The 25285-nt window shown below is 71.3% G+C and carries 30 protein-coding genes; 19 read left to right on the plus strand and 11 right to left on the minus strand.

All coding sequences use genetic code 11. The annotated features are described in order from the left end of the window. Positions 1-64: 64 nt before the first annotated feature. From KBX46_RS27740 to KBX46_RS27755, 4 genes are all read left to right on the plus strand, one after another. On the plus strand, positions 65-1081 hold the full coding sequence (locus KBX46_RS27740; protein ID WP_210794850.1) for an NAD-dependent epimerase/dehydratase family protein: 1017 nt from the start codon (positions 65-67) through the stop codon (positions 1079-1081). Positions 1082-1154: 73 nt separating this feature from the next. After that, positions 1155-2069, plus strand: coding sequence for a MurR/RpiR family transcriptional regulator (locus KBX46_RS27745; protein WP_088949842.1), 915 nt, complete (start codon positions 1155-1157; stop codon positions 2067-2069). Beyond that, positions 2066-3022, plus strand: coding sequence for an N-acetylmuramic acid 6-phosphate etherase (gene murQ, locus KBX46_RS27750; RefSeq protein WP_210794852.1), 957 nt, complete (start codon positions 2066-2068; stop codon positions 3020-3022). The genes KBX46_RS27745 and murQ overlap by 4 nt, the downstream gene beginning before the upstream one ends. Positions 3023-3401: 379 nt before the next feature. Next, entirely contained in the window at positions 3402-4391 is a 990-nt protein-coding gene (locus KBX46_RS27755) for an RNA polymerase sigma factor RpoD/SigA (protein ID WP_088949840.1), read from the plus strand. 70 nt (positions 4392-4461) lie between these two features. On the opposite strand, the gene KBX46_RS27760 is transcribed toward KBX46_RS27755, so the two are convergent. Continuing rightward, positions 4462-5439: a C40 family peptidase gene (locus KBX46_RS27760; protein ID WP_210794854.1), complete on the minus strand. Its 978-nt coding sequence runs from the start codon at positions 5437-5439 to the stop codon at positions 4462-4464. Positions 5440-5937: 498 nt separating this feature from the next. Here KBX46_RS27760 and KBX46_RS27765 point away from each other — a divergent pair, with 498 nt between their 5' ends. Further along, positions 5938-6459 carry a DUF6232 family protein gene (locus tag KBX46_RS27765; RefSeq protein WP_088949838.1) on the plus strand — a complete coding sequence of 174 codons (522 nt, stop codon included), beginning with the start codon at positions 5938-5940 and terminating at the stop codon, positions 6457-6459. Between the two features lie 48 nt (positions 6460-6507). On the opposite strand, the gene KBX46_RS27770 is transcribed toward KBX46_RS27765, so the two are convergent. Together KBX46_RS27770 and KBX46_RS27775 are read right to left on the minus strand one after the other, a co-directional pair. Continuing rightward, positions 6508-6837 (minus strand): DUF3817 domain-containing protein, encoded by a 330-nt coding sequence (locus tag KBX46_RS27770; protein ID WP_088949837.1) that lies wholly within the window; start codon positions 6835-6837, stop codon positions 6508-6510. Positions 6838-6862: 25 nt separating this feature from the next. Next, complete coding sequence (locus tag KBX46_RS27775; RefSeq protein WP_197699564.1) at positions 6863-7285, minus strand: hypothetical protein; 423 nt, start codon at positions 7283-7285, stop codon at positions 6863-6865. Positions 7286-7406: 121 nt separating this feature from the next. On the opposite strand from KBX46_RS27775, the gene KBX46_RS27780 reads away from it, so the two are divergent. From KBX46_RS27780 to KBX46_RS27790, 3 genes are read left to right on the plus strand one after another with little or no spacing between them, the layout of a single operon-like run. Then, on the plus strand, positions 7407-7748 hold the full coding sequence (locus KBX46_RS27780; RefSeq protein WP_370453105.1) for a DUF6158 family protein: 342 nt from the start codon (positions 7407-7409) through the stop codon (positions 7746-7748). Continuing rightward, a complete protein-coding gene (locus KBX46_RS27785) occupies positions 7748-8086 on the plus strand; it encodes a hypothetical protein (protein WP_099848083.1) in 339 nt (112 codons plus the stop codon). Before KBX46_RS27780 ends, KBX46_RS27785 begins: the two co-directional genes overlap by 1 nt. 55 nt (positions 8087-8141) lie before the next feature. Further along, the gene (locus KBX46_RS27790) at positions 8142-8681 is read left to right on the plus strand and encodes a DUF1360 domain-containing protein (RefSeq protein WP_088949833.1); all 540 of its coding nucleotides are present in this window, start codon (positions 8142-8144) and stop codon (positions 8679-8681) included. A gap of 67 nt (positions 8682-8748) precedes the next feature. Here KBX46_RS27790 and KBX46_RS27795 read toward each other — a convergent pair whose 3' ends face one another. From KBX46_RS27795 to KBX46_RS27815, 5 genes are all read right to left on the minus strand, one after another. Continuing rightward, positions 8749-8940: a hypothetical protein gene (locus tag KBX46_RS27795; protein ID WP_088949832.1), complete on the minus strand. Its 192-nt coding sequence runs from the start codon at positions 8938-8940 to the stop codon at positions 8749-8751. A 23-nt stretch (positions 8941-8963) separates the two neighbouring features. Further along, on the minus strand, positions 8964-9197 hold the full coding sequence (locus tag KBX46_RS27800) for a hypothetical protein (RefSeq protein WP_218907803.1): 234 nt from the start codon (positions 9195-9197) through the stop codon (positions 8964-8966). Between the two features lie 75 nt (positions 9198-9272). Next, positions 9273-9956, minus strand: coding sequence for an SDR family NAD(P)-dependent oxidoreductase (locus tag KBX46_RS27805; protein ID WP_210794856.1), 684 nt, complete (start codon positions 9954-9956; stop codon positions 9273-9275). 45 nt (positions 9957-10001) lie between these two features. Further along, entirely contained in the window at positions 10002-10892 is an 891-nt protein-coding gene (locus tag KBX46_RS27810; RefSeq protein ID WP_088949829.1) for a helix-turn-helix domain-containing protein, read from the minus strand. Between the two features lie 278 nt (positions 10893-11170). After that, on the minus strand, positions 11171-12265 hold the full coding sequence (locus KBX46_RS27815) for a 3-deoxy-7-phosphoheptulonate synthase (RefSeq protein ID WP_141910884.1): 1095 nt from the start codon (positions 12263-12265) through the stop codon (positions 11171-11173). Positions 12266-12537: 272 nt separating this feature from the next. Between KBX46_RS27815 and KBX46_RS27820 the strand changes: the two genes are divergently transcribed. Then, the gene (locus tag KBX46_RS27820) at positions 12538-12756 is read left to right on the plus strand and encodes a hypothetical protein (RefSeq protein ID WP_088949827.1); all 219 of its coding nucleotides are present in this window, start codon (positions 12538-12540) and stop codon (positions 12754-12756) included. Here KBX46_RS27820 and KBX46_RS27825 read toward each other — a convergent pair. Beyond that, a complete protein-coding gene (locus KBX46_RS27825; RefSeq protein WP_210794858.1) occupies positions 12723-13466 on the minus strand; it encodes a phosphodiesterase in 744 nt (247 codons plus the stop codon). The two genes, KBX46_RS27820 and KBX46_RS27825, sit on opposite strands and share 34 nt — an antisense overlap. A 100-nt stretch (positions 13467-13566) precedes the next feature. On the opposite strand from KBX46_RS27825, the gene KBX46_RS27830 reads away from it, so the two are divergent. The 4 genes from KBX46_RS27830 (at position 13567) to KBX46_RS27845 (ending at position 18028) form a co-directional block, all read left to right on the plus strand. Next, complete coding sequence (locus tag KBX46_RS27830; protein WP_088949825.1) at positions 13567-14856, plus strand: pitrilysin family protein; 1290 nt, start codon at positions 13567-13569, stop codon at positions 14854-14856. Then, the gene (locus KBX46_RS27835) at positions 14853-16202 is read left to right on the plus strand and encodes a pitrilysin family protein (RefSeq protein ID WP_088949824.1); all 1350 of its coding nucleotides are present in this window, start codon (positions 14853-14855) and stop codon (positions 16200-16202) included. The genes KBX46_RS27830 and KBX46_RS27835 overlap by 4 nt, the downstream gene beginning before the upstream one ends. A 229-nt stretch (positions 16203-16431) precedes the next feature. Beyond that, on the plus strand, positions 16432-17457 hold the full coding sequence (locus KBX46_RS27840) for an aspartate-semialdehyde dehydrogenase (RefSeq protein ID WP_088949823.1): 1026 nt from the start codon (positions 16432-16434) through the stop codon (positions 17455-17457). A gap of 91 nt (positions 17458-17548) precedes the next feature. Then, the gene (locus tag KBX46_RS27845) at positions 17549-18028 is read left to right on the plus strand and encodes a PPOX class F420-dependent oxidoreductase (protein ID WP_210794861.1); all 480 of its coding nucleotides are present in this window, start codon (positions 17549-17551) and stop codon (positions 18026-18028) included. A gap of 18 nt (positions 18029-18046) precedes the next feature. Here KBX46_RS27845 and KBX46_RS27850 read toward each other — a convergent pair whose 3' ends face one another. Next, on the minus strand, positions 18047-18628 hold the full coding sequence (locus KBX46_RS27850) for a nucleotidyltransferase family protein (protein WP_141910880.1): 582 nt from the start codon (positions 18626-18628) through the stop codon (positions 18047-18049). A gap of 130 nt (positions 18629-18758) precedes the next feature. Here KBX46_RS27850 and KBX46_RS27855 point away from each other — a divergent pair, with 130 nt between their 5' ends. Then, entirely contained in the window at positions 18759-19442 is a 684-nt protein-coding gene (locus tag KBX46_RS27855) for a TMEM175 family protein (protein WP_210794863.1), read from the plus strand. A gap of 75 nt (positions 19443-19517) precedes the next feature. Then, positions 19518-19934, plus strand: coding sequence for a CBS domain-containing protein (locus KBX46_RS27860; RefSeq protein ID WP_088949820.1), 417 nt, complete (start codon positions 19518-19520; stop codon positions 19932-19934). 76 nt (positions 19935-20010) lie between these two features. Here the strand turns inward: KBX46_RS27860 and KBX46_RS27865 are convergent, their stop codons facing one another. After that, entirely contained in the window at positions 20011-21120 is a 1110-nt protein-coding gene (locus KBX46_RS27865; protein WP_210794866.1) for a winged helix DNA-binding domain-containing protein, read from the minus strand. A gap of 195 nt (positions 21121-21315) precedes the next feature. Between KBX46_RS27865 and KBX46_RS27870 the strand changes: the two genes are divergently transcribed. The 4 genes from KBX46_RS27870 (at position 21316) to KBX46_RS27885 (ending at position 25281) form a co-directional block, all read left to right on the plus strand. Next, positions 21316-21687: an SCP2 sterol-binding domain-containing protein gene (locus KBX46_RS27870; protein ID WP_099848068.1), complete on the plus strand. Its 372-nt coding sequence runs from the start codon at positions 21316-21318 to the stop codon at positions 21685-21687. Beyond that, positions 21687-23747 (plus strand): amylo-alpha-1,6-glucosidase, encoded by a 2061-nt coding sequence (locus tag KBX46_RS27875; RefSeq protein ID WP_210794869.1) that lies wholly within the window; start codon positions 21687-21689, stop codon positions 23745-23747. The genes KBX46_RS27870 and KBX46_RS27875 overlap by 1 nt, the downstream gene beginning before the upstream one ends. A gap of 93 nt (positions 23748-23840) precedes the next feature. Continuing rightward, positions 23841-24593, plus strand: a complete 753-nt coding sequence (locus tag KBX46_RS27880) for a 1-acyl-sn-glycerol-3-phosphate acyltransferase (protein WP_088949816.1) — start codon at positions 23841-23843, stop codon at positions 24591-24593. Positions 24594-24672: 79 nt separating this feature from the next. After that, the gene (locus KBX46_RS27885; protein WP_210794871.1) at positions 24673-25281 is read left to right on the plus strand and encodes an isochorismatase family protein; all 609 of its coding nucleotides are present in this window, start codon (positions 24673-24675) and stop codon (positions 25279-25281) included. Positions 25282-25285 lie beyond the last annotated feature (4 nt).

Below are 25285 nucleotides of genomic sequence, written 5' to 3' on the forward strand. Positions count from 1 at the left end.
GCCGACGCTCTGCCCAGAGCAGAGTGGCTGGCCGAACCGCCTACCGGCAGCGCAGGATCGGCGGATGCGGATCCTCATTCTCGGTGGCACCCGGTTCCTCGGTCGGGCGGTGGCGCAGCACGCCCTCGACCAGGGCCACGACGTGACCTGCGCGGCCCGGGGCGTCTCCGGCGTCGTGCCGGCCGGGGCCCGGTTCGTGCCGGTCGACCGCGACGACCCGGACGCCCTGGTGCCGCTCGCCGACGACGGCTTCGACGCCGTGGTCGACGTGACCCGCCAGGTCAGTCACGCGCGGCACGCGCTCTCCGCACTTGCCGACCAGGTGGGCCACTGGTCCTTCGTGTCGACGATCTCGGTGTACGCGGACAACACCACCCCCGGCCAGACCGCCGCGGACGCACCGGTGCTGCCGGCCGCCCCGGCGGACGTGGACGGTCCGGTCGGCCCGGACCACCGTTGGTACGGCGAGTGCAAGGTGAGCATCGAGCAGGCGGTCCGGGAGCGGGTGGGCGTGGACCGCTCGTTCATCTGCCGAGCGGGCCTGATCGTCGGTGCCGAGGACCCGAGCGACCGCTTTCCGTACTGGGTGCGGCGCCTGTCGGCCGGCGGAGAGGTTCTCGCGCCCGGGCACCCGACCGACCGGGTGCAGTTCGTGGACGTCGCCGATCTGGCGGGTTGGTTGCTGCACGCCGCCGGCACTCGCCTCAGCGGCACGTACGACGGCATCGGGCCGGCGATGACACGGGCGGACCTGCTGGCCGGGGTGGCGGCCGGGCTGGACGCACCGGAGCCCGTCCTGACCTGGGTGGATCAGGAGTTCCTGGCGTCCCACGACGTTCGCGAGTGGTCGGGGGAGCGGGCGCTGCCGCTGTGGGTGCGACTGCCGGAGTCCGGCGGCCTGATGGACCGCGACGCCCGACCGGGTCTGGACGTCGGGCTGGCGATCCGTCCGTTGCCTGACACCGTTCGGGCGACCGCGTCCTGGATGGCAGCGCAGCCGGCCGCCGTACGGCAGGGTGGTCTCGACCCGGCGGATGAGGCGGCGGTCCTGCGGGAGTGGCAGGCTGTGCGGGACCGGTGATCCCGGCTGCCGACACTTTCCCTACCGGACAGTCATAGTTGACGCTCACGCTTGGTGAAAGTAAGTTTCACCCGTGGCGAAGAGTCCGAAGATTTCTGCGAGTCAGGAGCCCGGTGGGCTGATCGTCCACATCAGCGGGCTGTTGCCGTCGCTGTCGCCCGCCGAGCAGCGGGTTGCCCGACTGGTCGTGTCCGATCCGGCCGCTGCGGCCCGGCGGACCATCACCGACCTCGCCACCGCAGCGGAGACATCCGAGGCGACCGTCATCCGGTTCTGCCGTTCGGTGGGCATGGACGGTTACCCGCAACTGCGCATCCGCCTCGCCGCCGAGGCCGCTCGCCGGATCGAGCCGCCGGACGCCCGGGTGGTCGGTGGTGACATCCCGCCCGGCGCCGACCTCGCACAGATCATCGCCACCATCGCGTTCAACGACGCCCGAGCGGTCGAGGAGACCGCCGAGCAGCTCGACCCCGCCGTCTGTGAGCAGGTGGTCGAGGCGATCAGTGGCGCCGGTCGGATCGACATCTACGGCGCCGGCGCCAGCGGCTTCGTCGCCTCCGACTTCCAGCAGAAGCTGCACCGCATCGGCCGGATCGCCTTCTACTTCCCGGACGTGCACACCGCGTTGACCTCGGCCGCCCTCCTCGGTCGGGGCGACGTGGCGATCGGCATCTCGCACACCGGCACCACCTCCGATGTGATCGAGGTGCTGGAGCAGGCCCGCACCCGGGGTGCCGTCACCGTGGCACTGACCAACTTCCCGCGTTCGCCGATCACCGACGTCGCGGACTTCGTGTTGACCACGGCGGCCCGCGAAACCACCTACCGCTCCGGCGCGACGGCCAGCCGGCTGGCCCAGCTCACCGTCGTCGACTGCCTCTTCGTAGGGGTGGCCGCCCGCAACCGGGCCCGGGCACGCAAGGCACTGGAGGCGACCGCCGAGGCGGTCCAGTCGCACCGGGTGGGTGCCAACCGGAGGCGGGCATGACGGCAGGTGCGGTGGAGCCGGACGAGGACGTGCCAGCACCGCCCGCCCGCCCGACGGTCCGGGTGGGTGCGCCCACCGAGCGGCGCAACCCGCTCAGCGTCGACCTCGACCTGATGTCGACCCGGGACGTCCTCACCGTGATCAACGAGGCGGACCGGCGGGTGCCGGCCGCGGTCGCAGCGGTGCTCGACGAGATCGCCACCACCGTCGACCTGGCGGTTGCGGCCCTGCGCGGCGGTCACCGGGTGCACTACTTCGGCGCCGGCACGTCCGGCCGCCTGGGAGTGCTCGACGCGGCCGAGCTGGCGCCCACCTTCAACTCGCCCCGGCACTGGTTCTGCTCCCACCTGGCCGGTGGCCCGGACGCCATGTGGCGGGCCGTGGAGGACGCCGAGGACGACGAGCGGGGCGGCGCGGTCGAGGCGGCCGGTTGTGTGCGCGCCGGTGATCTGGTGGTCGGTCTGGCGGCCAGCGGACGCACCCCGTACGTCCTCGGGGCGCTCGCCTCGGCCCGGGCCAAGGGTGCTTCGACGGTGCTGCTCTGCGCCAATCCGGAGGCGGAGGCCGCTCGCTCGGTCGACGTGTTCATCGGGGTGGACACCGGACCCGAGGTGGTTACCGGGTCGACCCGGATGAAGGCGGGCACCGCACAGAAGTTGGTGCTCAACACGTTCTCGACCGCCGTCATGGTGCGTCTGGGCCGGGTCTACTCGAACCTCATGATCGATATGGTCGCCACCAACGCGAAGCTCCGGGGACGAATGATCTCGATTCTGGTCGAGGCCACCGGCTGCTCCGAGCAGGTCTGCCAGCAGGCCCTTTCCGCCGCCGACGGTGACCTGAAGACGGCGCTGGTCTCCCTGGTGTCCGGCGCCGAGGTGGACGCCGCCCGGGCCGCACTGGCCCGCTCCGCCGACCAGGTCCGCGGCGCCCTCGCCCTGCTCGCCTCCTGACCCCGCCCGGTCCACCGGGAAGCGAACCGGGCTTCGGATTGTTCATCAGGCCGGGGGGTAATAACACTCCCGATGGATGAACCGACCGGTCCGCCGGTGCGTATCAGCCAGTGACCAGGATCGCAGCAGGGTGGTGACCCGGGTCGCTGTGCCCCCGGGCCGGCGGTGTTGCCATGGTCGGTGACCCGTGCGTGGCGCCCAGCGTAGAGCCGCCAGACGGGGTCCTGACAGCAAACATGGACCGTGCTCTCAGCTACTACTCAGGCATTCGTGACACTTTCGACTCACGAGACGGAATCCCCGACACGTCTCATCTGTTGTGTAGGTGTCAGCACCGATGGGCACAGCAGAAGTTACCAGGGGCTGACGGACGTGGGGAATGGCAAGGAACCGGGCAACCGGCGCGAGCGAGGGGACCGTGGGCAACGTGGACAAGAACATCGGCATGCGAACCGACGAGGTTGCCGAGGAGCGCGACCTGGTCGGCGTCTACCTGCACGAGATCTCCCGGACGCCACTGCTGGACGCCGCCAAGGAGGTCGATCTCTCCAAGGCGATCGAGGCGGGCCTCTACGCCGAGCACCTGCTCGGTGAGGATGCCCTCCCCGCCGGTGTCGACCGGGCCGACCTGGAGTGGCTGGTCGTCGAGGGAGAGCGGGCGAAGGACCTCTTCATCCGCGCCAACCTCCGACTGGTCGTATCGATCGCCCGCCGCTACGTGCGCTCGGGCATGCCCATGCTGGACCTGATCCAGGAGGGCAACACCGGCCTGGTCCGGGCGGTCGAAAAGTTCGACTACGAGCGTGGTTACAAGTTCTCCACCTACGCGACCTGGTGGATTCGCCAGGCGATCAGCCGGGCGATCGCCCAGCAGGAGCGCACCGTCCGTCTGCCGGTGCACCTGGTAGAGGACGTCAACCGGATGCGCAACGTGGCCCGACAGCTGACCCGTGAGCTGGGCGCCGACCCGGAGCCGGAGCAGATCGCCGCCGCCCTCGGCGTCACCGTCGAGCGGGTCAACGAGCTGCGCCGCTGGTCGCAGGACACCGTCTCGCTGGACACCCCGGTGGGCGACGACGGTGACACCAAGCTCGGCGACCTGGTCGCCGACAGTGACGCGCCGTCGCCGGAGGACATCGTCCTCAGCGGTCTGGAGCGGCAGCGCATCGAGGGACTGCTCAACCACCTCGACGACCGGTCGGCGGGCATCATGCGGGCCCGCTACGGCCTGGAGGACGGCCGGGAGCACTCGCTCACCGAGGTCGCTTCCCGGTTCTCGCTCTCCCGCGAGCGGATCCGACAGTTGGAGATCCAGGCTCTCGGTCGGCTGCGTGAGCTGGCCCGGGCCGAGGGGCTGCAGGCAGCCTGACCTGGTAGTAATGACGGCGAACGGCCGGCGTCCGATAGGGGGACGCCGGCCGTTCGCCGTATTCGTCTGTCTAGCGGACCCGACCGTAGCCCTGGATGGACATCATGTTCATGCCCCGCTTGAGCACGTTGCGACCGGCGCTCGGCGCGTCGATCACCTGGCCGTCGCCCACGTAGAGGGCGACATGCCCGAGCCCGCTGTAGAACACCAGGTCGCCTGGGCGTAGGTCGCCCCTGCCAATGTGCGCGACGGCACTCCACTGCATCCGGGTGTTGTGTGGCAGCGACTTTCCGGCCGCCCGCCAGGCCGCCGAGGTGAGCCCGGAACAGTCGTAGCCGTTGGGCCCGTCGGCTGCCCAGACGTACGGCTTGCCCAGCGCGCCGAACGCGTAGCGCACCGCGGCCCCGGCGTCACCAGCCACCGCGGGCACGTTCCTGGCCTCGGCCACCGCGGCCTTGGGTTCGGGTCGCTCGGTGGCCGCCCCGTACGCCTGCTCGCGCAGCTCGTACAGTCTGGCCAGGTCCTGCTCGATCTGCTTCTTGCCCGCCGCGAGCTCACGGGCCTGTGCGGCCTGCCGGGTCAGTGTCGCGTCCAGGCGGGACTTCTCGTCGAGCAGCCGCCGCTGGTCAGCGGTGTAGCTGGAGATGCTCTCCTGCCGCTGGCGGGTCAGTTGGTCGAGCGTGCCGAGGCGGTCCAGCAGCGCGGTGGCACCCTCGGCGCGCAGCAGGGCGTCCGCGGTCCGCAGGCCGCCGGTCTTGTACGCGGTGCTGGCCAGTTTGGCCACGTCGGCCTGGCTCTGCTTGGCCTGCTCTTCGAGTGGGCCGATGCGGGCCTGTAATCGGGCCGCTGCGGCCTCGTTGGTCTTGATCTCCTCACGCAGCTTGTTGTACGACTCGACGACCCGCTCCAACTCGGTCGAGGACGTCTCGATCCGGCGGGTCAGGTCGGCGGGGGACGGCTCGGCGCGAGCCACCGCCGTCGGGGCGATCAGCGCGGCCGACATGCCGGCCAGCGCCACGGTGCGCAGCAGGTTTCTCAGGGATGACAAGAGCGGAAGGCCCCTCTCCCACGGCCGCCGGGGCTGCTGATGCCCTCGGCGACACCGGCCGGGGCCACCCGGGGCGGACGGCACTGGGCCGGACCGGCTCGCCCAACCTAACCCGGGACGGATGTTGCCCGCAGTTGAAGCAGGGGCGAATGTTGGCGAAGTGGCCCGTCGTACCCCTGCGATGGGTGGCGTCATCGTGACTGTTGACGCCTGACAGGGGAGGGCGTACCGCCCTCTTAGTGCCCTACTGACGGAAATATGACTTTCGTCGTTCCGGGCGTATGCCGCCGGAGACCAGCCCCCCATAACCGATAAAACCTGAAATGGATGCTGTTTCTCGGCGATGTCCTGCGGTTGGGGGAGCTGTCGAGAGTCCGCAAATGCCCAGGCCGGCTGGCGTTCTCCCAACACAATGTGAACGGAGCCGGGAATCCCGTCGACCGGTAGCGATGTCATTCAGCGGGTCATCTCGGCCAACCGTCCCCCGCGGGAGGAACCGTGAATCGTGAAGGCGCAGGAACGACGCCGCCGCGAACGGTGCCGGGCGCCCGGTCGACCCTGCTGTACGCACGGCCCGGCATCATCGTGACCGTCGACCGGTTCACCGCCGGTCGAACCAGCTACCAGGTCGCCGACCTGACCCATCTGCGGACCACCCGGGGCCCGCACGACCGGATCGCCGTGCGGGCCGTGGTCATCACCGCCAGCATGCTCGGCGGTGTCGGGCTGTTGCTCGGCTTCACCGGAGGTCTGCACCGTCTGACCGCCGGGGCGTACCTCATCCTGGGTGCGGTGTTCCTGCTTCCGGCCGCGCTCGCCCTGGTGGGCGATCGCTGGCGCCCACCGCCCTACGAGCTGTGGGGGTGGTACCGGGGAACGGAGATGCTGCTGTTCACCGCCGACGACGAACGGCAGTTCGGCCAGGTCACGCGGGCACTGTTACGGGCCCGGGAAGTCAACCGGTACGGCGGCTGGGTCGATCCGCTCGCGTCGGCCGACCCGTGGCGACCCAGTCGTTGACCTGACGGCGGTGGGCCGGCGCCGAGGTGGCGTCGGCCCAGCGGCCACTCAGCGGGCGACCGGCTCCGGAGCCCGCTGCTCCTGCGGCGCGGCCAGCCAGGAGCTGACCCGGCGCTCGGCGTAGAACGAGACGAACGGCACAGTGCCGGCCAGCATCACGAGCAGCATCCGCTTCAGCGGCCAGTCCGCGCGGCGGCTCAGGTCGAACGCGGCCACCAGATAGATCATGTAGAGGAAGCCGTGCGCCGGCCCGATCGTCTCGACCACCACCGCGTTGTCGAACACGTACTTCAGGGGCATGCCGATCACGACCAGCATGATCAGCACCACGCCCACGATCCAGGCGATCACGCGGTACCGGGTAAGGGCAGCGCCCACCGTCGTCCGTCCTTCCGAGCCCGGCTCAGCCGGGATAGTCACCGGGCCGGGCGCCCGGATTGGCGTTCAACCATGACAGGTAGTGGTTGTAGGCGGCCAGGTCGTTGTCCTGGACGGCATCGTCGCTGACCGGCACCCGGGAAACCCGCACCGGTCGGCGAACCGCCGGGCGGGAACCCGTGGTGACAGCCGGCTCCGGCGCGTCGGCCGGGTCCGCCGGTGGCGCGTCGGCCTCCGACGCCCGGTTGCGGGCCAGCTTCACCTCGCGCCACCACACGTACACCACGAAGCCGGCGAAGATCGGCCACTCGACCGCGTACCCCCAGCTCAGGCTGTTGCCGGCCGCGGCTCGGCTGACCTGCCACCAACCCAGCCCGAGGAAACCCACGGTCAGCACGACCATGGCCACGTGGCGCGCGATCCACGCCGGGGTCCAGAGCCGCCTCATGGCATCGAGGGTACCGGGGACGGCGCGGGTCTCCGACACCGTGTCGTAGCTGACGCGGGTTTGGCGTTCCCGCGCCTGGGCAATCGTCTAGACGCCAGCCCAAACGAGATCAAGGGGGGCGATCATGACCGGATCGGTACGTGAGGACGGCTTTGCGTCCAGCGGCAGCAGCGACATGAGCCCGGAGCAGCGGGTGCCCGAGTGGGGCGGCGACGACCTCGCCGACCCGGCCGGCTCCACGGGTCTCGACGGCGATCTGCCCGGCATCGACCCGACGGAGTTGACCGACGAGGATCTGATCCGCGAGATGCACAGCCTGCACCGCACCCGCCTCGACACCCTGCGGCACGCGTCGGACTCCGCGCTCGCCAACCACCTGCGACGCACGGCGGAGCTCGAGACCGAGTACCTGGCCCGCCACCCGGGCCGGGAGGTCGACCCCAGCCGCCTGCGGGACGCCTGATGCCGGCGCGCGCCGTGCGCGGCATGTCCGCGCCACCCGAGGTGGTCTTCAACACGGCCACCGACCCTGACCGCGCCTCGGCCTGGCTGCCGGAGCCGCTTCGCGGCGACGGCAGCCCCGCCGCCGAGATCAATGGCGAGGAGTTGCGGGCCCGCTGGGGTGACGGCGACGGCGACGACTGGTCCGCCGAGATCCGGGTGGAGCCCGCGGATTCCGGCGGCGCCCGGATCCAGCTCGACCTGGCCGACGGCTCGGGAGGGGCGGGCCCGGACCAGTTGGCCGACGAAGCGCTCACCAACCTGGCACGCGAGGTCGCCGACAACCTCCAGGCCGGCTGAGCCGGCCACGCGGGACACCACTCCCGTACCGCCACGACACATCTGAGGAGACCGGGTGAGCGACACTGGCCTGCGACAAAAGGCGGCACGGTTGCGCCGGGCGTACGCGCCGCACGAACACCGACCGCTCGGCGGTTATCTGGTGGCGATGGGCGCCTACGCCGGGGTGACGGGCGCTCTCGCCGGTCTGGTCAAGGTGACCGGTCGCCCGGTGCCGGAGCGTCCCGCCCCATCCGACGTGGTGCTGCTCTCCATCGCCACGCACAAGTTGAGCCGGCTGCTGTCCAAGGACGCGGTGACCAGCCCCCTGCGGGCGCCGTTCACCCGTTACGACCGCCCGATCGGCAGCGGCGAGGTGATGGAGCAGGTCCGCGACTCGGGCAGCCCGACCCGGCACGCCATCGGCGAGTTGCTGAGCTGCCCGTTCTGCCTGGCGGTCTGGGTGGCCACCGGGCTGACCGGCGGCCTGGTGCTCGCGCCCCGGCTGACCCGGCTGGTTGCCACCGCCCTGACGGCGGTCGCCGCGTCCGACTTCCTCCAGATGGCGTACGCGACGGCGCAGCAGGCCGCCGAGGGTGGGCACGACGACGACTGAGCAGTCGAGGACAACGACAGCGGGGGCCGGCGCATGCGCCGGCCCCCGCTGTCGAATGTCGTACGTCTCAGCGCTGCATGCCGGACCAGCCGTGCGGCGACTCCGGCTCCCGTTCGTCCTCGTCCGCCCCGGTGATGATGTCCCGGTCCACGGCGGTGCGGTCGTGTTCGTTGGCGAAGTCGGGCTCAGGCGTGGTGTCCCTGCCCTTCGGCGGCTGACCCAGCGCCGGCATTTCCTCGTCGTGGTCCTTGTCGGTCATGTCGGTGTCCCTTCTGCGGTCGCTCACCCGATCGAACCGCCCAGCAGGTCGCTGGCCTCGTCCACCGCGTACTCGCCCTCGGGCAGCGCGTCGATGCGGGCGAGCAGGTCCGGCGGAAGCTCGGCAGCCACCGCCCGGCGGTAGATCTCGGCCTGGGTGACCCGCTCCTGCGCCCGGTAGATGTCGTCGAGCAGGTCGTCGAGGGCCCGGGTGTCCGGCTCGCCGGACACGGATGCGTCGTCGGTCACCTCGATCAGCTACCCGGGGCGGAATCGGTCAAACGTCACGCCGGTGTTCCACGTGCCGGCACCTCCGGACCACCCCACACGTGCTCACCAGGGCAGTGGCCCTGCCTCGTCCTGGAAGGTCCCCGTCGGCCCGGACGGGTCCAGGGTCGCCAGGCGTACGACCTGTCGGGCGCTCTCCGCCGCCGGACGTCCGATGCCGAAGGCGGCGGTCATGTCGGTGGCGGTGGGGCCCGGTTCGAGGGCGTTGAACTTGATGCCCGGCTGGGACTTGGCGTACTGCACCGTCAGCATGGTGGCTGCGGCCTTGGACGCCGAGTACAGGGCGAGCGGCAGACCGTACTCCGGCCGCTCGGGATTGTTCACCGCCCAGAACGACCCCGCGCTGCTCGAGACGGTGACGACGTTGGGATTGGGCGACCTGCGAAGCAGGGGCAGTGCGGCCTCCGTGACGCGCACGATCCCCACCGCGTTCGTGTCGAAGGATCGCAGCGCGGCGGGGCCGTCGAGCCCGGTCTCCAGAACGCCCGCGTTGTGCACCAGGACATCGAGTCGGCCCTCGTCCGAGTCGATCGTCGCCAGTGCGCCGCGCACCGATGCGTCGTCGGTTACGTCGAGCTGGACGAACCGCGCCCCGAGCGTCGCCGCCGCCTTCCCGCCTCGCTCGACATCACGAGCGCCGAGGTAGACGACGTGCCCCAGCTCCAGAAGCTGTCGGGCGGTCTCGAAGCCGATGCCCTTGTTGGCTCCGGTGATCAGCGTGACAGTCATGTCCATTCCTTTCGAATACCTGACCCGAAAGGGCCGCTGCGAACGCTATGCGCGTTCCACCGGCGTACCTGGAGCCCTCTTCAGCCTGGGGTCTGGCAGGACCCCCTCTGCGGTCGTGGGCAGGCCCGCGGAGGCCAGGAGGGTCAGCTTCTCGGCGTTGTCGGAGCCGGCGTCGGGGTGGTAGACGACGAGCATCAGTCCCTCGGTTCCGGCGATGCTCAGCCGTTCCCGGTTGAGGACGAGTTCGCCGACCTGGGGGTGGTCGATCCGAATCGGTGTCCCGCGCTGGCCGCGTACCTCATGGCGGGCCCAGAGCTGGCGGAATCGGGCGCTCGCCAGGGACAGCTCTCCGGTGAGCTCGATGAAGCGGGGGTCGTCGATGTCCGTGCCCACGGCCTGTCGCAGGTTCGCGACGAAGCACTCCGTGATGTTTTCCCAATCCGGGTGCAGCGCCTGCTCGGCGGGGTTCAGGAACAGGTCCCTGAGCTGGTTGCCGCCTTCCACGAGGCCTGGAGAAAGAGCTGTGGCGAGGCTGTTCGAGGCCAGGATGTCGAAGTACCGTCCCTCGATGAACGCGGGCTGGACGAGGGAGTCCAGGAGCTTGAGCGCACCGGACGGAACGGTCTCCCGGCGCGCTCGGCGTCTGCGCTTGCGGGGAGCGCCCGCAACCAGCGTCAGCAGATGGGCCAGGTGCTCGTCGTCGAGCTGCAGTACGCGGGCGATGGACTCCAGCACCTGCACGGACGGATTTCGGTCGCGGCCCCGCTCCAGGCGCAGGTAGTAGTCCGCGCTGACACCGGCGAGCATGGCGACCTCCTCGCGCCGCAGGCCCGGCACGCGTCGCACGCCCCCGTTGGGAATGCCGGCCTGCTGCGGTGTCACCAGGGCCCGCCGAGCACTCAGGAAAGCACCAAGCTCGTTCGACATCTCGCTCACCAATCGATCGTATGGTCGGGCGCAGCGGTCAGCGGGGGGCCTGTCGCACCCCTGGCTCTGGTGGCCCGCCTACAGACAGCGCCGCCCCCGACCTTGTGGGTCGGGGGCGGCGCTGGTGTCGGTGTGCAGGTCGCCTCTCGGCGAGTGGCACTACGCGGCTCCAGCCGGACGGTATTCCGCGAAGGCTATTTAGGTGAGGCCCGGGGACACTGGACACACCGACACCCCTGTCAACGAGCCGACCCCCGCCGGTGTTCCGTGCCCTCGGGTGGCAGCCGTCACACCGTCGTCGGCAGGGTGGCCCTGCGGGCCCGCACGGCGGAGGCCAGGTGGTCGAGCACCTCGGCGGTGTCGTCCCAACCGAGGCAGGCGTCGGTCACCGAGCGGCCGTACTCCAGCTCCCGGGTCGGGTCGAGCTCCTGCCGGCCCGGCAGCAGGAACGACTCCAGCATCACACCGGTGATCCCACGCTGGCCGGCGGCCAGTTGGGCGGCCACGTCCGCGGCGACCTTCGGCTGGTTGCGGTGGTCCTTGCCGCTGTTGGCGTGACTGGCGTCGATTACCAGCCGCTCCGGCAGGTCGGCCGCGCGGAGCAGGTCGAGCGCACCGGCGACCGACTCGGCGTCGTAGTTGGGCCGGCCGCCGCCGCCGCGCAGCACCAGGTGCCCATCCGTGTTCCCCCGGGTGTGCATGATCGCCGGGGTGCCGGAGAAGTCGATGCCGGGGAAGACGTGCGGCACCCCGGCGGCGCGGATCGCGTCCACGGCCGTGCCGATGCTGCCGTCGGGGCGGTTCTTCATGCCGATCGGCATGGACAGGCCGGAGGCGAGCTGCCGGTGCACCTGACTCTCCACCGTGCGGGCACCGATCGCGCCCCAGGCCACCGTGTCCGCGATGTACTGCGGGGTGATCGGGTCGAGGAACTCGCAGCCCACCGGCAGGCCGAGACGCAGCACGTCGAGCAGCAGCGCCCGGGCCAGCCGTAGGCCGGTGTTGACGTCCCCACTGCCGTCCAGGCCCGGGTCGTTGATCAGGCCCTTCCAGCCGACGGTGGAGCGCGGCTTCTCGAAGTAGACCCGCATGACGATCAGCAGGTCGTCAGCCACCCGGTCGGCGGCACCGCGCAGACGCTCGGCGTAGTCGAGGGCGGCGGCCGGATCGTGCACCGAGCAGGGGCCGACCACCACCAGCAGGCGGTCGTCCTCGCGGTCGAGCACCCGACCCACCGCGCGGCGGCCGGTCAGCACGGCCGAGGCGAGCGGGGCGTCCAGGGGTAACTCGTGGTGCAGGAGGGCGGGCGTGGTCAACGGCACGACACGGTCGATCCGCTGATCGCTGACCCGATTGGTCTCCGGGGTCGTCACGGTGGGCATCCTTCCGCCGACCGTGCCCGGGGCCGGTGCCCGGGACGAGCCGGCTGCTCGTACGCAAAAGGGCAGGAACGACAGCTCCTGCCCAGCCGGCTCGGTCCGTGGTGACGTCAGTTCATGGTGAAGTCACCGGCGTGCGAGCCGGCTGCCTAAACCATCGATAGGAACGCGTCACCGGGCCAGCGTACCCGACCGGGCTGGAACCTCCGGTCGTCGTCCCAAGATGCGGGGCGGAGGCAGCGTGCCGGGGACGAGGTCGGGGTAACAGGGGTGCCATGACCAACGAGCAGAGCGATCAGGACCGGGTGGAGTCGCGCGCCCACCACCTCCTGCCCGAGGAGGAGGCAGTGGGCAGCGACGACCCGGAGGCGCAGGCGGAGGCGATCCTCGCCGAGTCGGACATCCGCGAGGCGGACCAGAACGCGGCCCCGGACACCGTGCTGGAACGTCGTACCTCGGATCAGACGGTGGTCGCGGTCGAGCCGCCGGACTGAGCTGTCGCACCACGTGCCCGGCGTGACCCCCGGTAGGTCTGCTCGCGCAGCCAGGCCAGCGGACCTGCCACCCGCAGTTCGGGTGGCAGGTTGCGCACCGGGTCGAACGCGAGCGCGGCGTCCTCCTCGGCGCTGAGCTGCGCACCGAAGCTGACCTGCCCCACCGGCCGCCACGACCCCACGGCGGACGCGACCGCGAGCACCAGACGCGGCGTGTCCGCCCGGGTCGCGGCGGCCACCGTGCTCAGGCTGCGCCCCAGGCCGACCGAGTCGGGGTCGGCCAGCGCGGCCAGCCAGATCCGGCGACGGCCCACGCGGTAACACATGATCGTGGTGTACGTCCCGGTGAAGCGGCGTCGGGGCAGCGGCAGGTTGCGCAGCAGCGGGGCCGCGCCGCTGGAACTGACCAGCAGGTCGAAGGGACGCTCGCCGTCGCGGTGCAGGCGCAGCGCGAGACCCAGCACGTCCGGCCAACTGCCGGGCGTCGGCGTGCCCTTGGAGATCCGGACTGTGGCCCGGTACCGGCCGGGCTCGTCCAGCAGACCGACACCGATGGGTGGTCCGGGCGTACCCCAGATCATCGTCTCGCCGGCGAAGGAGTGACCGGCCGGATGCAGCAGCCGGCCGTGGCGCCGCCGGCCGAGCGCGGCGCTGGCGCGTTCGACGGCGGTGGCGGCCCAGCCGGCGGACGGGGGCGGGGTGACGGTCATGCCCCTCCGTTACCCCGCGCGGCGGCCCCGATGCGGCGGGTCGGCTCGCCGACCGACCGCACGTCACCTTTCCGCCCGTGAGATCGGATAGCGTCGGGGCATGCCCGACAGCGGTTACCCCTGGCCCATCGAGACGTCCCGACTGGACAACGGCCTGCGCGTGGTGGTGAGTGAGGACCGCACGGCGCCGGCCGTGGCCGTCAACCTCTGGTACGACGTCGGCTCCCGGCACGAGCCGGCCGGGCAGACCGGCTTCGCCCATCTCTTCGAGCACCTGATGTTCGAGGGTTCGGTGAACGTGGCGAAGACCGAGCACATGAAGCTGATCCAGGGCTCTGGCGGCTCGCTCAACGCCACCACCAATCCGGACCGGACCAACTACTTCGAGACGGTGCCGGCCGAGCACCTGGAGCTTGCTCTCTGGCTGGAGGCCGACCGGATGGGCGGCCTGGTCCCGGCGCTCACCCAGGAGACGCTGGACAACCAGCGCGACGTGGTCAAGAACGAGCGCCGGCAGCGCTACGAGAACGTCCCGTACGGGGACGCCTGGCTGCGGTTGCTGCCTCTGCTCTACCCGCCGGGGCACCCGTACCATCACGCGACGATCGGCTCGATGGCCGACCTGAACGCCGCCGACCTCGCCACCTTCCAGGCGTTCCACCAGACCTACTACGCGCCCAACAACGCGGTGCTCACCGTGGTCGGCGACGCAACCGCCTCGGATGTGTTCGCACTGGCCGACAAGTATTTCGGCGCCCTTCCCGCGCGCGACGACATCCCGTCGGCTCCGGATGGCCGCAGTGTCCCGGCCACCGGGCAGACGGCCGTCGAGTCGGTGAGCGCCGACGTGCCGGCGCCCCGGGTGTACATCGCCCACCGCAGCTACCCGTTCGGCACCCCCGGCTACAACGTGATCACCGTGCTCGCCACCATCCTCGGCAGCGGTCGGGGCAGCCGGCTCTACCAGCGGCTCGCCGACGGTGAGCGGATCGCCCAGCCGGACCTGGTCGGGGCGTACGGGGTGGACCTCGCGCACGCCCCGGCGCCGCTGATCGCCACCGCCACCGCCCGCCCCGGAGTGAGCGCCGAGCGGCTCGCCGAAGGGCTGGCCGAGGTCGTCGACGAGCTGGCCACCGTGCCGGTCACCGCCGCGGAGCTGGACCGGGCCAAGGCGCTGCTCAGCACCGGGTGGTGGCGTCAGCTGTCCACCGTGGACGGCCGCGCGGACCTGCTCGGCCGGTACGCCACGCAGTTCGGCGACCCGGCCCGCATCGCCGACCAGTTGCCGGGCCTGCTCGCGGTGACCGCCGAGCAGATCGCCGAGGCCGCCGCCGAGGTGCTCGCCACCGACCGGGTGGTCCTGACCTACCTGCCCGAGGAGACCTCATGACGCTGATCGCCGACCGTCCCGGCCCGGGCGCCGCCCGCCCGTACCGGTTTCCGCCGGTGGTCCGCCGCACGGTGGCCGGCGGCCAGGTCGTCGCCGCGCACCTGCCCGGGCAGAACCTCGCCGTGGCGCTGCTGCTGCTCGACGTGGGCGCCGGCCAGGAGCCGGTCGGCAAGGAGGGCCTGTCCGGTGTGCTGGCCAAGGCGTTGGAGGAGGGGACCGCGCAACGGGACGCCGCCGCGTACGCCCTCGCCGTCGAGGGGCTCGGCACCGCGTTGATGACCGGGCTGGACTGGGACTCGTTCCAGGCCAGCGTGGTGATCCCGGTGGACCGGCTCAGCGCGGCCGTGGAGCTGCTCGCCGAGGCGGTGCGGACGCCCAAGCTGGACCCCGCCGATGTGCGCCGGGTCCGCGACGACGAGGCGACCGCCCTCCGGATGGACTGGGCCAACCCGGGCCCGCGCGCCGACGCCGCGCTGCGCGCGGACCTGTTCGGCGCGGAGAACCGCTGGGGACGGCCGATGCACGGCGACCCGGACTCGGTCGCCGGGTTGGACGTGGAGGACGTCACGGTCTTCCACTCCGAGTGGTTCCTGCGCCCCGGCACCCTGATCGTCGCCGGTGACCTGGACCGGATCGACCTGGACGCGCTCGCCGCCGCGGCGTTCGCCGGCACCGGCGGCGGCCCGGCCGAGCGGGGCGGCCCGCTCGACGTGCCGCTGCACACCGGCCGGCGGATCATCCTGGTGGACCGTCCCGGCTCGGTGCAGTCGACGCTGCGACTGGGTCACCCGTCGCCGCACCGGGCACACCCCGACCACGTGCCGATGACGCTCGCCGGCACGGTGCTCGGCGGGGCGTTCACCTCCCGGCTCAACCACCTGCTGCGCGAGGTGCACGGCTACACGTACGGCATCCGGGGCGACTTCGCGTCGTCCCGGCGGTTCGGACGGTTCGCGGTCAGCTCCGGCGTGCAGACGGCGGTCACCGCGCCGGCCCTGGTCGAGGCGGTCGGCGAGATCACCCGTACCCAGGCCAGCGGGGTCACCGAGGACGAGTTGGAGGTGGCGCGGTCCTGGCGGGCGGGGCAGCTCTCCGTCGAGTTGCAGAGCCCTCGGGCGATCGCCTCCGCGTTGACCACGCTGGTGGTGCACGACCTGCCGGACGACTACCACGCCCGTCTGCGGGAGTCGCTGCTCGCCGCCGACGTGGACCAGGTCTCCGCAGCGGCGGCCACCCACCTGCACCCGGACGCGCTGACCCTGGTCATCGAAGGCGACGCCGCGGTCATCCGCGACGACCTGAATGCAGCAGCCCTGGGCGACCTCATCACCATCACCAACCCCTGACCCCACGCCCTCCAGCCCCCACCCACCACCTGCCCTCACCCGCCGTTGATCAAGAGATTTGCGTCAACCCAGGCGCGATTTCTGACGCAAACCTCTTGATCACGGGGGAGGGCGCCGAGGGGTGGTGGGGCGGTCGGGGATGGGTTTTTGGGGCGGGTGGGTGTGATGCGGGCCTGGGGCGTGGGAAAGGGCTCCCGGTTGCGGTGGTGGGCTGGGTAGCCTCGCGGGCATGAGGATCGGCATTGTGGGGTCCACCGGCCAGGTCGGTGGCGTGATGCGGCAGGTGCTGGCGGAACGGAAGTTCCCGGCGGAGCAGGTGCGGTTGTTCGCCTCGGCGCGGTCGGCCGGGCGGACACTGCCGTGGCGCGACGGTGAGGTGACAGTCGAGGACGCCGCGACCGCGGACTACTCCGGCCTGGACATCGTGCTCTTCTCGGCCGGTAAGGGCACGGCACGGGAGCTGGCACCCCGGGTCGCCGAGGCCGGCGCCGTGGTGATCGACAACTCCTCGGCGTTCCGGATGGACCCGCAGGTGCCGCTGGTGGTCGCCGAGGTCAACCCGCACGCGGCCCTCGACCGCCCGAAGGGCATCATCGCCAACCCCAACTGCACCACGATGGCCGCGATGCCGGTGCTGCGCCCGCTGCACGCCGAGGCTGGTCTGATCGGCCTGGTCGTCTCCACGTACCAGGCGGTCTCCGGTGCCGGGCTGGCCGGCGTCGCCGAGCTGGACGAGCAGGTCCGCAAGGTCGCCGAGCACGCCGCGGGGCTGGCCTTCGACGGCTCGGCCGTGGAGTTTCCCGCGCCGCGCTCGTTCACCCAGCCGATCGCCTTCAACGTGCTCCCACTGGCCGGCTCGATCGTCGACGACGGCTCGTTCGAGACCGACGAGGAGCAGAAGCTCCGCAACGAGAGCCGCAAGATCCTCGAAATCCCCGACCTGAAGGTGTCCGGCACCTGCGTCCGGGTGCCGGTCTTCACCGGTCACTCGTTGCAGATCAACGCCCGGTTCGCCCGGCCGCTCACCCCGCAGCGCGCACACGAGCTGCTGGCCGACGCGCCCGGTGTGGCGCTGACCGACGTGCCGACGCCGTTGCAGGCCGCCGGGCAGGACCCGACGTACGTGGGTCGGATCCGCGCCGACGAGACCGCTGATTACGGGCTGGCCCTGTTCTGCTCCAACGACAACCTGCGTAAGGGCGCCGCGCTGAACGCGGTGCAGATCGCCGAGCTGGTCGCCGCCGAACGCCGCTGACCGTCGTCGTCAACGGGCCCTCGCCGCACGTCGGCGGGGGCCCGGTCCCGTTCCTGGCAGCCTCCTGCGACGATCCGCCGGTCGTGCTTGGATGGGGCGAAGCCGATCGATCGTCCCACCTGGAGGAACCGTGCCGGATGACCGCGTCCAGCAGGCGTTGACCGATCTGGTCGCCGGGCGCTCGATGGGCGTCCTCGCCACGATCAAGCGGGACGGGCGACCACAGCTGTCCACAGTGGTCTACTCCTTCGACCGCGACGCCGGCCTGATCCGGGTCTCGGTCACCGGCGGCCGGGCCAAGACCGCCAACCTGCGCCGGGACCCCCGGGCCAGCTTCCACGTCGGCAGCGAGGACGGCTGGGCGTACGCGGTGGTCGAGTGCCGCGCCGAGCTGACCGCGCCGGCCGCCGCGCCCGGCGACGAGACCGTCGAGGAGTTGGTGGCGCTCTACCGGGGGCTGCGCGGCGACCACCCCGACTGGGACGAATACCGCCAGGCCATGGTCGACGAGGCGCGGCTGGTGCTGCGCCTGCACGTGGAGCGCATCTACGGGATGCCGCCCCGGGGCTGACGCGCCCGTCGCTGCCGGTCAGCCCGGTTCGATCACGGTCACCCCGGGCCAGCGCTGCGCGGGTCGGTGCCGGGCCAACCGCTGCCGGGACCGGGCCACGTCCACCCGGGCCGGGTTGTGCCGCCAGACCCCGCCCAGCAGATCCGCCAGACCGTACGGGGCGCAGACCTCCAGGCGGTCGGCCGGGTCCAGCCGGACGACCACCGCCGTCGCGTACTCCGGCCAGGTGGCCACCGCCTCGGCCACGCTGCGGTACGGCTCGATCGGGTCGCCGCCGAACCTCGCCGCGTACCAGGTGTGCACCGCCGCCTGGTTGCGTGCCTGCCACGGCGGGTCGGGCCACGCCGCCGTCAGGCGGGCGGTGGCGCGGTGGTCGTCGTCGCGGGTCAGCCTCGTCGGGTCGAAGAAGACCACGTCCACGTCCCGGACCGTCGTCGGGTCGAACCCGTCGCCGTACCGCTCGCCCCAGACCAGGTCGCGCAGGGCGCCCGCGCCGATCCAGGCATCCGGCAGCCCGGAGTCACGCACCACTGTCAGTGCCCGGGTGAGCCAGGCGCAGCCGGCGACCAACTCCCGCAACTCCTGCTCGCCCGTCGTCATCGGCCCACGGTAGGCAGCGGCACCAGGCGGTGGGAACCCGACGCGCGGGGTGCGTCGTCCGTCGCGGGGTATACCGCCCTCCCGTGCCTGCTCCGCCGTCGCGGGCCAGCTGCGAAAAAGGGGGTACGGGATGGGCGCCGACCAGGCCAGCGACGGGATCCGCCCCGGTGGCCCGACCCTGAGACGGGAAACCTCCCGTCTGCTGTCGTTCAGCGACGGTGTCTTCGCCATCATCATCACCCTGCTGGTGCTGGACCTTCAGCCACCTCGGGTCGGCCGCGGTCAGTTGCTGCACGCGCTGGTCGAGCAGTGGCCGGCGTACCTCGCCTATGTCACGTCGTACGTGTACGTGGCGGTGGGGTGGCTGAACCACCGAGCCGCCTTCAACCGGGTGGGAAGCAGCGGAAAGGCCCTGCAGTGGTACAACCTCGGCGTGCTGTTCAGCACCGCGCTGCTGCCGTTCGCCACCTCGGTCGTCTCACAGGCGATGCGGGAGGGCGACGAGGCGGACCAGCGGGCCGGCGTGGCCCTCTACGGACTGGTCGGCGTGCTGGTCTCGGCGAGCTGGCTGGGTCTGTACCACTACCTCGCCCGACACTACGACCTGCTGGATCAGGCCGTCTCGCGGCGGTTCTTCCCGACCGAACGGGCACGGGCCGCAGTCGGCCTGCTGGGGTACGCGCTGGCGATTCTCGTCGGATACCTGGCCAGCTCGCCGTTCGCGCTGGTGATCTTCCTTCTGTTGCCGATGTTCTACACAGTGACCAGCAGTGGATTCTACGAACTGCGGCGTTTGCGGCACCCCCACGGATAGCCCGGCGAGCCGTCGGCGTTACCCCGTCCCGGGCGGCGGGTAGACGGGCCGTGCCGACACCGAGAGGGGAGCACCATGACAACGGTCGGAGAGTTCATGACGACCCGGTTGGTGACGATGGACGGCAACGACACGCTCATCGCCGCCGCGCAGGAGATGCGTGACAGCGCGATTGGCGATGTGGTGGTGACCGACGGCGACAGCGTGGTCGGCATCGTCACGGACCGGGACATCACGGTCCGAGGTGTCGCGGAGAACATGGACCCGGGCTCGACGCAGCTCAACCAGATCACCACCCGCGACGTGATCACGGTGAGCCAGTACGACGACGTGGTGGCCGCCGCTGACCTGATGCGTACGTATGCCGTACGCCGGCTCCCGGTGATCGACGACGGGCGTCTTGTCGGCCTGATCTCGATGGGTGACCTCGCGGTCGAGCGTGAACCGCAGTCGGTGCTCGCGGACATCAGCGCCGACGATCCAAACAACTGACCGTCCGCCGCGGGCGCGCCGGCTCTCTCCCTCGGGGGAGGGCCGGCGCTGCGGTGTCGTGGACCAGATCGAGGGATCAGGACTGGTCGAACTGGAGCCGCACGTCGGTGACCCCACGAGCGGCGGCCACCGTCGCGGCCTCGGCGTCGACGTCGCGTCGGACCCGGGCGGACAGCGGGGACCACGGGGTGACGGTCAGCTCCAGTCGCTTCTTTCCGGTCTGCCGTGCCCGCCAGGTGCCGGTCACCTCCCCGTCCACCAGCAGCGCACCCGGATTGCCGATGGCTCGCCACAGTTGCTTCTGGTGCTCGCGTTCGGGCACCAGCAGGTCACGATCGCGACCGGCGAGAAACGGATCGCCCGGCGGCAGCAGTCGCACCAGCCGGGGCGGCGGCGCGTTGGTCAGCGCCTCGACCGCGTCTGCCGGCAGCCAGGCGGGTCGCCCGTCGACCCGCACCTCGACCAGGCCCGTCGGCCAGACCCGACGCAGCTCCGTCGCCGAGGAGCCGAGGAAGCCGGCGGCGTCGGCCGGGGTGGCCGGGCCGAGCAGCCGCAGGTATGTCGTGACCAGCTCGGCGGTGTGCGCGGCGGCGGTGGGCGGGTCGGTGCGCTCGGGCAGTGGGGCGAGCCGGGCGGCGCGGCCGGACACCACGAGGCGCACCCCACCGGCGAGCCCGGCCTGTTGAAAGACCGCACCGGAGATGTGCCGGGCCTGGCACACCCGGCAGTCGTAGGTCAGCTCGTTGGGCACCCGGTCGGAAACGGCACGGCTCACCACGCCGCGCTCCAACTCGGTGGTGACCACCAACTGGAACGCCTCGGCGGTGGCCCGGAAGGCGGCCAGGCCGAGCCGTGCACCCGCGCCGATCTGGCCCGGGATGCGGCGGGTGGCGTCGGCGTCGCTGAGCGGCCAGATCGCCGCGGCCAGCGCCGGCAACTCGGCCCGGCGGTGCAGGTGCGGGGCGCCGCGCATCGACCAGACCAGCTCCAGGCGGTCGTCCGGCCCGGTCGCGCCGCGCGCCGCCAGTGCCTGCCGGGCGGTGCCGTAGGGCGTGTCCTGCACGCCGAGAGCCAGAACGGCCAGGTCGCCCGGACGAGGGCCGCCGGAGCGGTCGAGCTGCTGGGCCGCCGCCCGGTAGGCGAGCACCTGCCGCCGGTCGACCTGTGGTGGTGTCTGCCCGGTCATGTGCCTCCCGTCCCGCACGTCCCGTCCGGGACGCTACCGCGCTGGTCCGACACCGCCCGGCGGCTCACCCGATCCGGGCGAGGTTGACCGGGGAACCGGCGGGGACCCCTGCGGGGACGTGCAACGCCGGCCGGCCGCGCGACGCGAGCGCGGTGGGTGGGACCCCGGGCCCGGCAACTGGGAGGAGTGGACCCGATGGTGGACGCGACCACGAGGTTCTTCGAGGACCTGGACCGGCGGGGGTACGAACCCCTGCTGGCCAAGACCTCCGGGACAGTGCGTATCGACCTGCACGAGGGGGCGCAGACCCGGCACTGGCTGCTGAGGATCGACCACGGCCGGCTGGACGTGAGTCAGGAGGACCAGGAGGCCGACACGGTCATCGGGACGAGCCCGGTGCTCTTCGACGACATCGCCTCGGGCCGCGAACACGGCCTGGCCGCGCTGTTGCGCGGGGACATGACGGTGTCCGGGGACGCTCGTCTCGTCGTACAGGTGGAGCGGATCTTCCCGGGTTCCCCGGACGCCCGTGGACCTCGTCGGCGTTTCGTGGGGGAGGCGGACTGATGGGGCAGAGCAACACGATCCGGATCCTGGACGGCAACACGTTCGTCGTGTGCGAGGACACCGGTGACATCGAGGCGACACCGAGCGAGCCGACCGGGCTGTTCTCCATCGACACCCGGTTCCTGTCGACCTGGGTGCTGACCGTCAACGGTGAGCGGCTGAACTCGCTCTCCTTCGACGACCTCCAGTACTTCGAGTCGCGATTCTTCCTCGTCCCGGGGATGGCCACGCACTACGTGGACGCGAAGCTGTCGATCATCCGCGAGCGCGCGGTGGGTGGCAGCTTCTGCGAGCAACTCACCATCCTCAACCACGACGAGAAGCCGGTCGACCTGGAAGTCCGGATGGACGCGGCATCGGACTTCGCCGACCTGTTCCAGGTCAAGGACGAGATCGTGAACAAGAAGGGCGAGATCTTCACCGAGGTCGAGTCGGACCGGCTGCGGTTGGGATACCGAAGAGGCAACTTCCAACGCGAGACGGTCATCTCCTCGTCGATGTCCCCCCGCTACGACAGCAAGGGCTTCGCGTACACGGTGCACCTGGAGCCCAACGAGCAGTGGGAAGCCTCGATCGACGTGAAGACGCACGCCGTCGGCCCGGGCGGCCGGGACCTGCGTTTCGGGCTGCGCGTGCACGGCAACGAGCGGCTCGCCCTTCAGCACGACCTGGAGCAGTGGATCGCCGACGCTCCGAAGGTCAACAGTGAGCACGGCCGGGTGGCCGCCACGTACCGGCGCAGCCTGATCGACCTGGCGGCGCTGCGCTTCTCGCCGCTGTCGCTGGGCGGCGCCACACTGCCGGCGGCCGGCCTGCCCTGGTTCATGACCATGTTCGGCCGGGACAGCATCCTCACCTGCCTCCAGACGCTGCCGTTCACCCCGCAGTTGTCGAAGACGACCCTGCGCATCCTGGCCTCCCTGCAGGGCAGCCGGTTCGACGACTTCCGGGACGAGGACCCGGGGCGCATCCTGCACGAGATGCGTTACGGCGAGACCGCGGCCTTCGAGGAGCAACCCCACTCGCCGTACTACGGCTCGGTGGACGCGACACCGCTGTTCGTCGTGCTGCTCGACGAGTACGAGCGGTGGACCGGGGACGTCGCGCTGGTCAAGGAGTTGGAGCGGGAGTCCCGGGCGGCGCTGAAATGGATCGACAACTACGCCGACCTGGTCGGCAGCGGCTACATCTGGTACGAGCGGCGCAACACCGACACCGGCCTGGAGAACCAGTGCTGGAAGGACTCCTGGGACTCGATCTCCTACCGCGACGGCACCCTGCCGCCGTTCCCGCGGGCCACCTGCGAGGTGCAGGGGTACGCGTACGACGCGAAGGTCCGCGGGGCCCGGATGGCCCGCGAGTTCTGGGATGACCCGGAGTTCGCCGACCAGTTGGAGCGGGAGGCGGCAGCCCTGAAGGAGCGGTTCAACCGGGACTGGTGGGTGGACGACGGCGAGTTCTACGCCCTGGCCCTGGACCCGGACGGTCGCCAGTGCGACATCCTCAGCTCGAACATCGGCCACCTGCTGTGGAGCGGGATCGTCGAACCCGAGCGGGCGGAGAAGCTGGCCGCCCACCTGGTGGGGCCGCGGCTCTTCTCCGGCTGGGGAGTGCGCACCCTCGCCGAGGGGGAGGCCCGGTACAACCCGATCGGCTACCACAACGGCACGATCTGGCCGTTCGACAACTCCTTCATCGCCTGGGGTCTGCGCCGGTACGGGTTTGCCGAGGAGGCCGCCACCATCGCCAACGGCATCCTGGACGCGGCCACGTACTTCGACGGCCGGTTGCCGGAGGCGTTCGGCGGCTATCCCCGGGAGCTGACCAAGTTCCCGGTGGAGTATCCGACGGCGTGCAGCCCGCAGGCCTGGTCGACCGGCACCCCGCTGCTGCTGCTGCGGACCATGCTCGGTCTGGAGCCACACGAGGGTCACCTGACCGTCGAGCCACGGCTGCCGGTGGGCATGGGGCGGATCGAGGTGCTGGACATCCCGGGTCGCTGGGGCCGGGTGGACGCGTTCGCCCGGGGCCGGCTGGACCTGGACAAGCTCGCCGACTGAGCGATCGACCGACGAACCGGCGGCGGCGCGCAACCCGCGTCGCCGCCGGTCGCCACCCAGCCGAACCACAGGCTGGCAGGGTAGATTCTGCGGATGCCGGAGCTCGTGTACCCGCCCATTATCGCCGCCGCCAAGACGGCGTTCCGCCTTCTCGACCTGAAGATCACCATCGAGGGCGCCCACCACGTACCCCGCACCGGCGGGGCGGTGCTGGCCAGCAACCACGTGAGCTACCTCGACTTCATCTTCGCCGGCCTGGGCGCGAACCCCTCGGGGCGGCTGGTCCGGTTCATGGCCAAGCAGTCGGTCTTCGCGGACCGGATCGGCGGCCCGTTGATGCGCGGGATGAAGCACATTCCGGTGGACCGGCAGGCCGGGGCTGCCTCGTTCCGGGCCGCTGTGGACGCGCTCAAGCGTGGCGAGGTCGTCGGTGTCTTCCCCGAGGGGACGATCAGCCGGTCGTTCACCGTGAAGGAGCTCAAGAGCGGCACGGTCCGGATGGCCCGCTCGGCGAAGGTGCCGGTGCTGCCGGTCGCGGTGTGGGGCACCCAACGGCTCTGGACCAAGGGCCGCCCGCGCACGCTCACCCGCCGGCACACACCGATCACCATCCTGGTCGGCGAGCCGATCAACCCGGCGGACTTCCCGGACCCGAACGTGCTGGCCGAGGAGCTGACCACCCGGCTCAACGCGCTCGTCGACCGGGCCCAGAGGGACTACCCGGACACCCCGGCCGGCCCGGACGACACCTGGTGGCTGCCCGCGCACCTGGGCGGCAGCGCGCCCACGCCGGAGGAGGCCGCCGTTCTGGACGCCGCCGCCGAGCAGCGCACCCCCAGCGCCTGACGCCGACGTGGCCGGATCGTTCCGCACCCGGGCGTGATGGTGTCTGCCGGCGCGGTCCTCATCCGGTCAGGATCGGAGCATGAGCAGATCAGCACTCGTCGTGATCGACGTCCAGGAGTCCTTCCGTCAGCGCCCGATCTGGGCGTACGGCTCCAACCCCGATCTGGTGCGGCAGGTCGAACGACTGGTCGCCGCGGCCCGTGAGCGCGGCGACCTGGTGGTCTGGGTCCTGCATTCCGAGCCGGGCACCGGTGGGTTGTTCGACCCCGCCCTCGGGCACGTGCGGCTGATCGACGGGCTGGTCCCGGCCGAGGGTGAGCCGACGCTGGTCAAGACCGCGCACAACGCGTTCACCACCACGAACCTCCAGCAGGTGCTCACCCAGGCGGGCATCCAGGACATCACCGTCTGCGGCATCCGCACCGAGCAGTGCGTGGAGACCACCGCCCGGGTCGGCTCCGACCTCGGCTACCGGATGACGTTCGTCACCGACGCCACGCTGACCTTCCCCATCCCACACCGGGACCTGCCGGAGACCGCCACGGTGGCGGAGATCCTGGCCGACCCGCGCACCCTCACGAACGAGGAAATCGTCACCCGCACCGAGTACGCGCTGGCTGGCCGCTTCGCGACCATCCGCACCGTGGACGAGGTGACCGGCGCGGCCCTCGCCGGCACCCGGAGCTGACGCG

This window comes from Micromonospora sp. C81, assembly GCF_018070425.1.
GTDB lineage: Bacteria > Actinomycetota > Actinomycetes > Mycobacteriales > Micromonosporaceae > Micromonospora > Micromonospora zamorensis.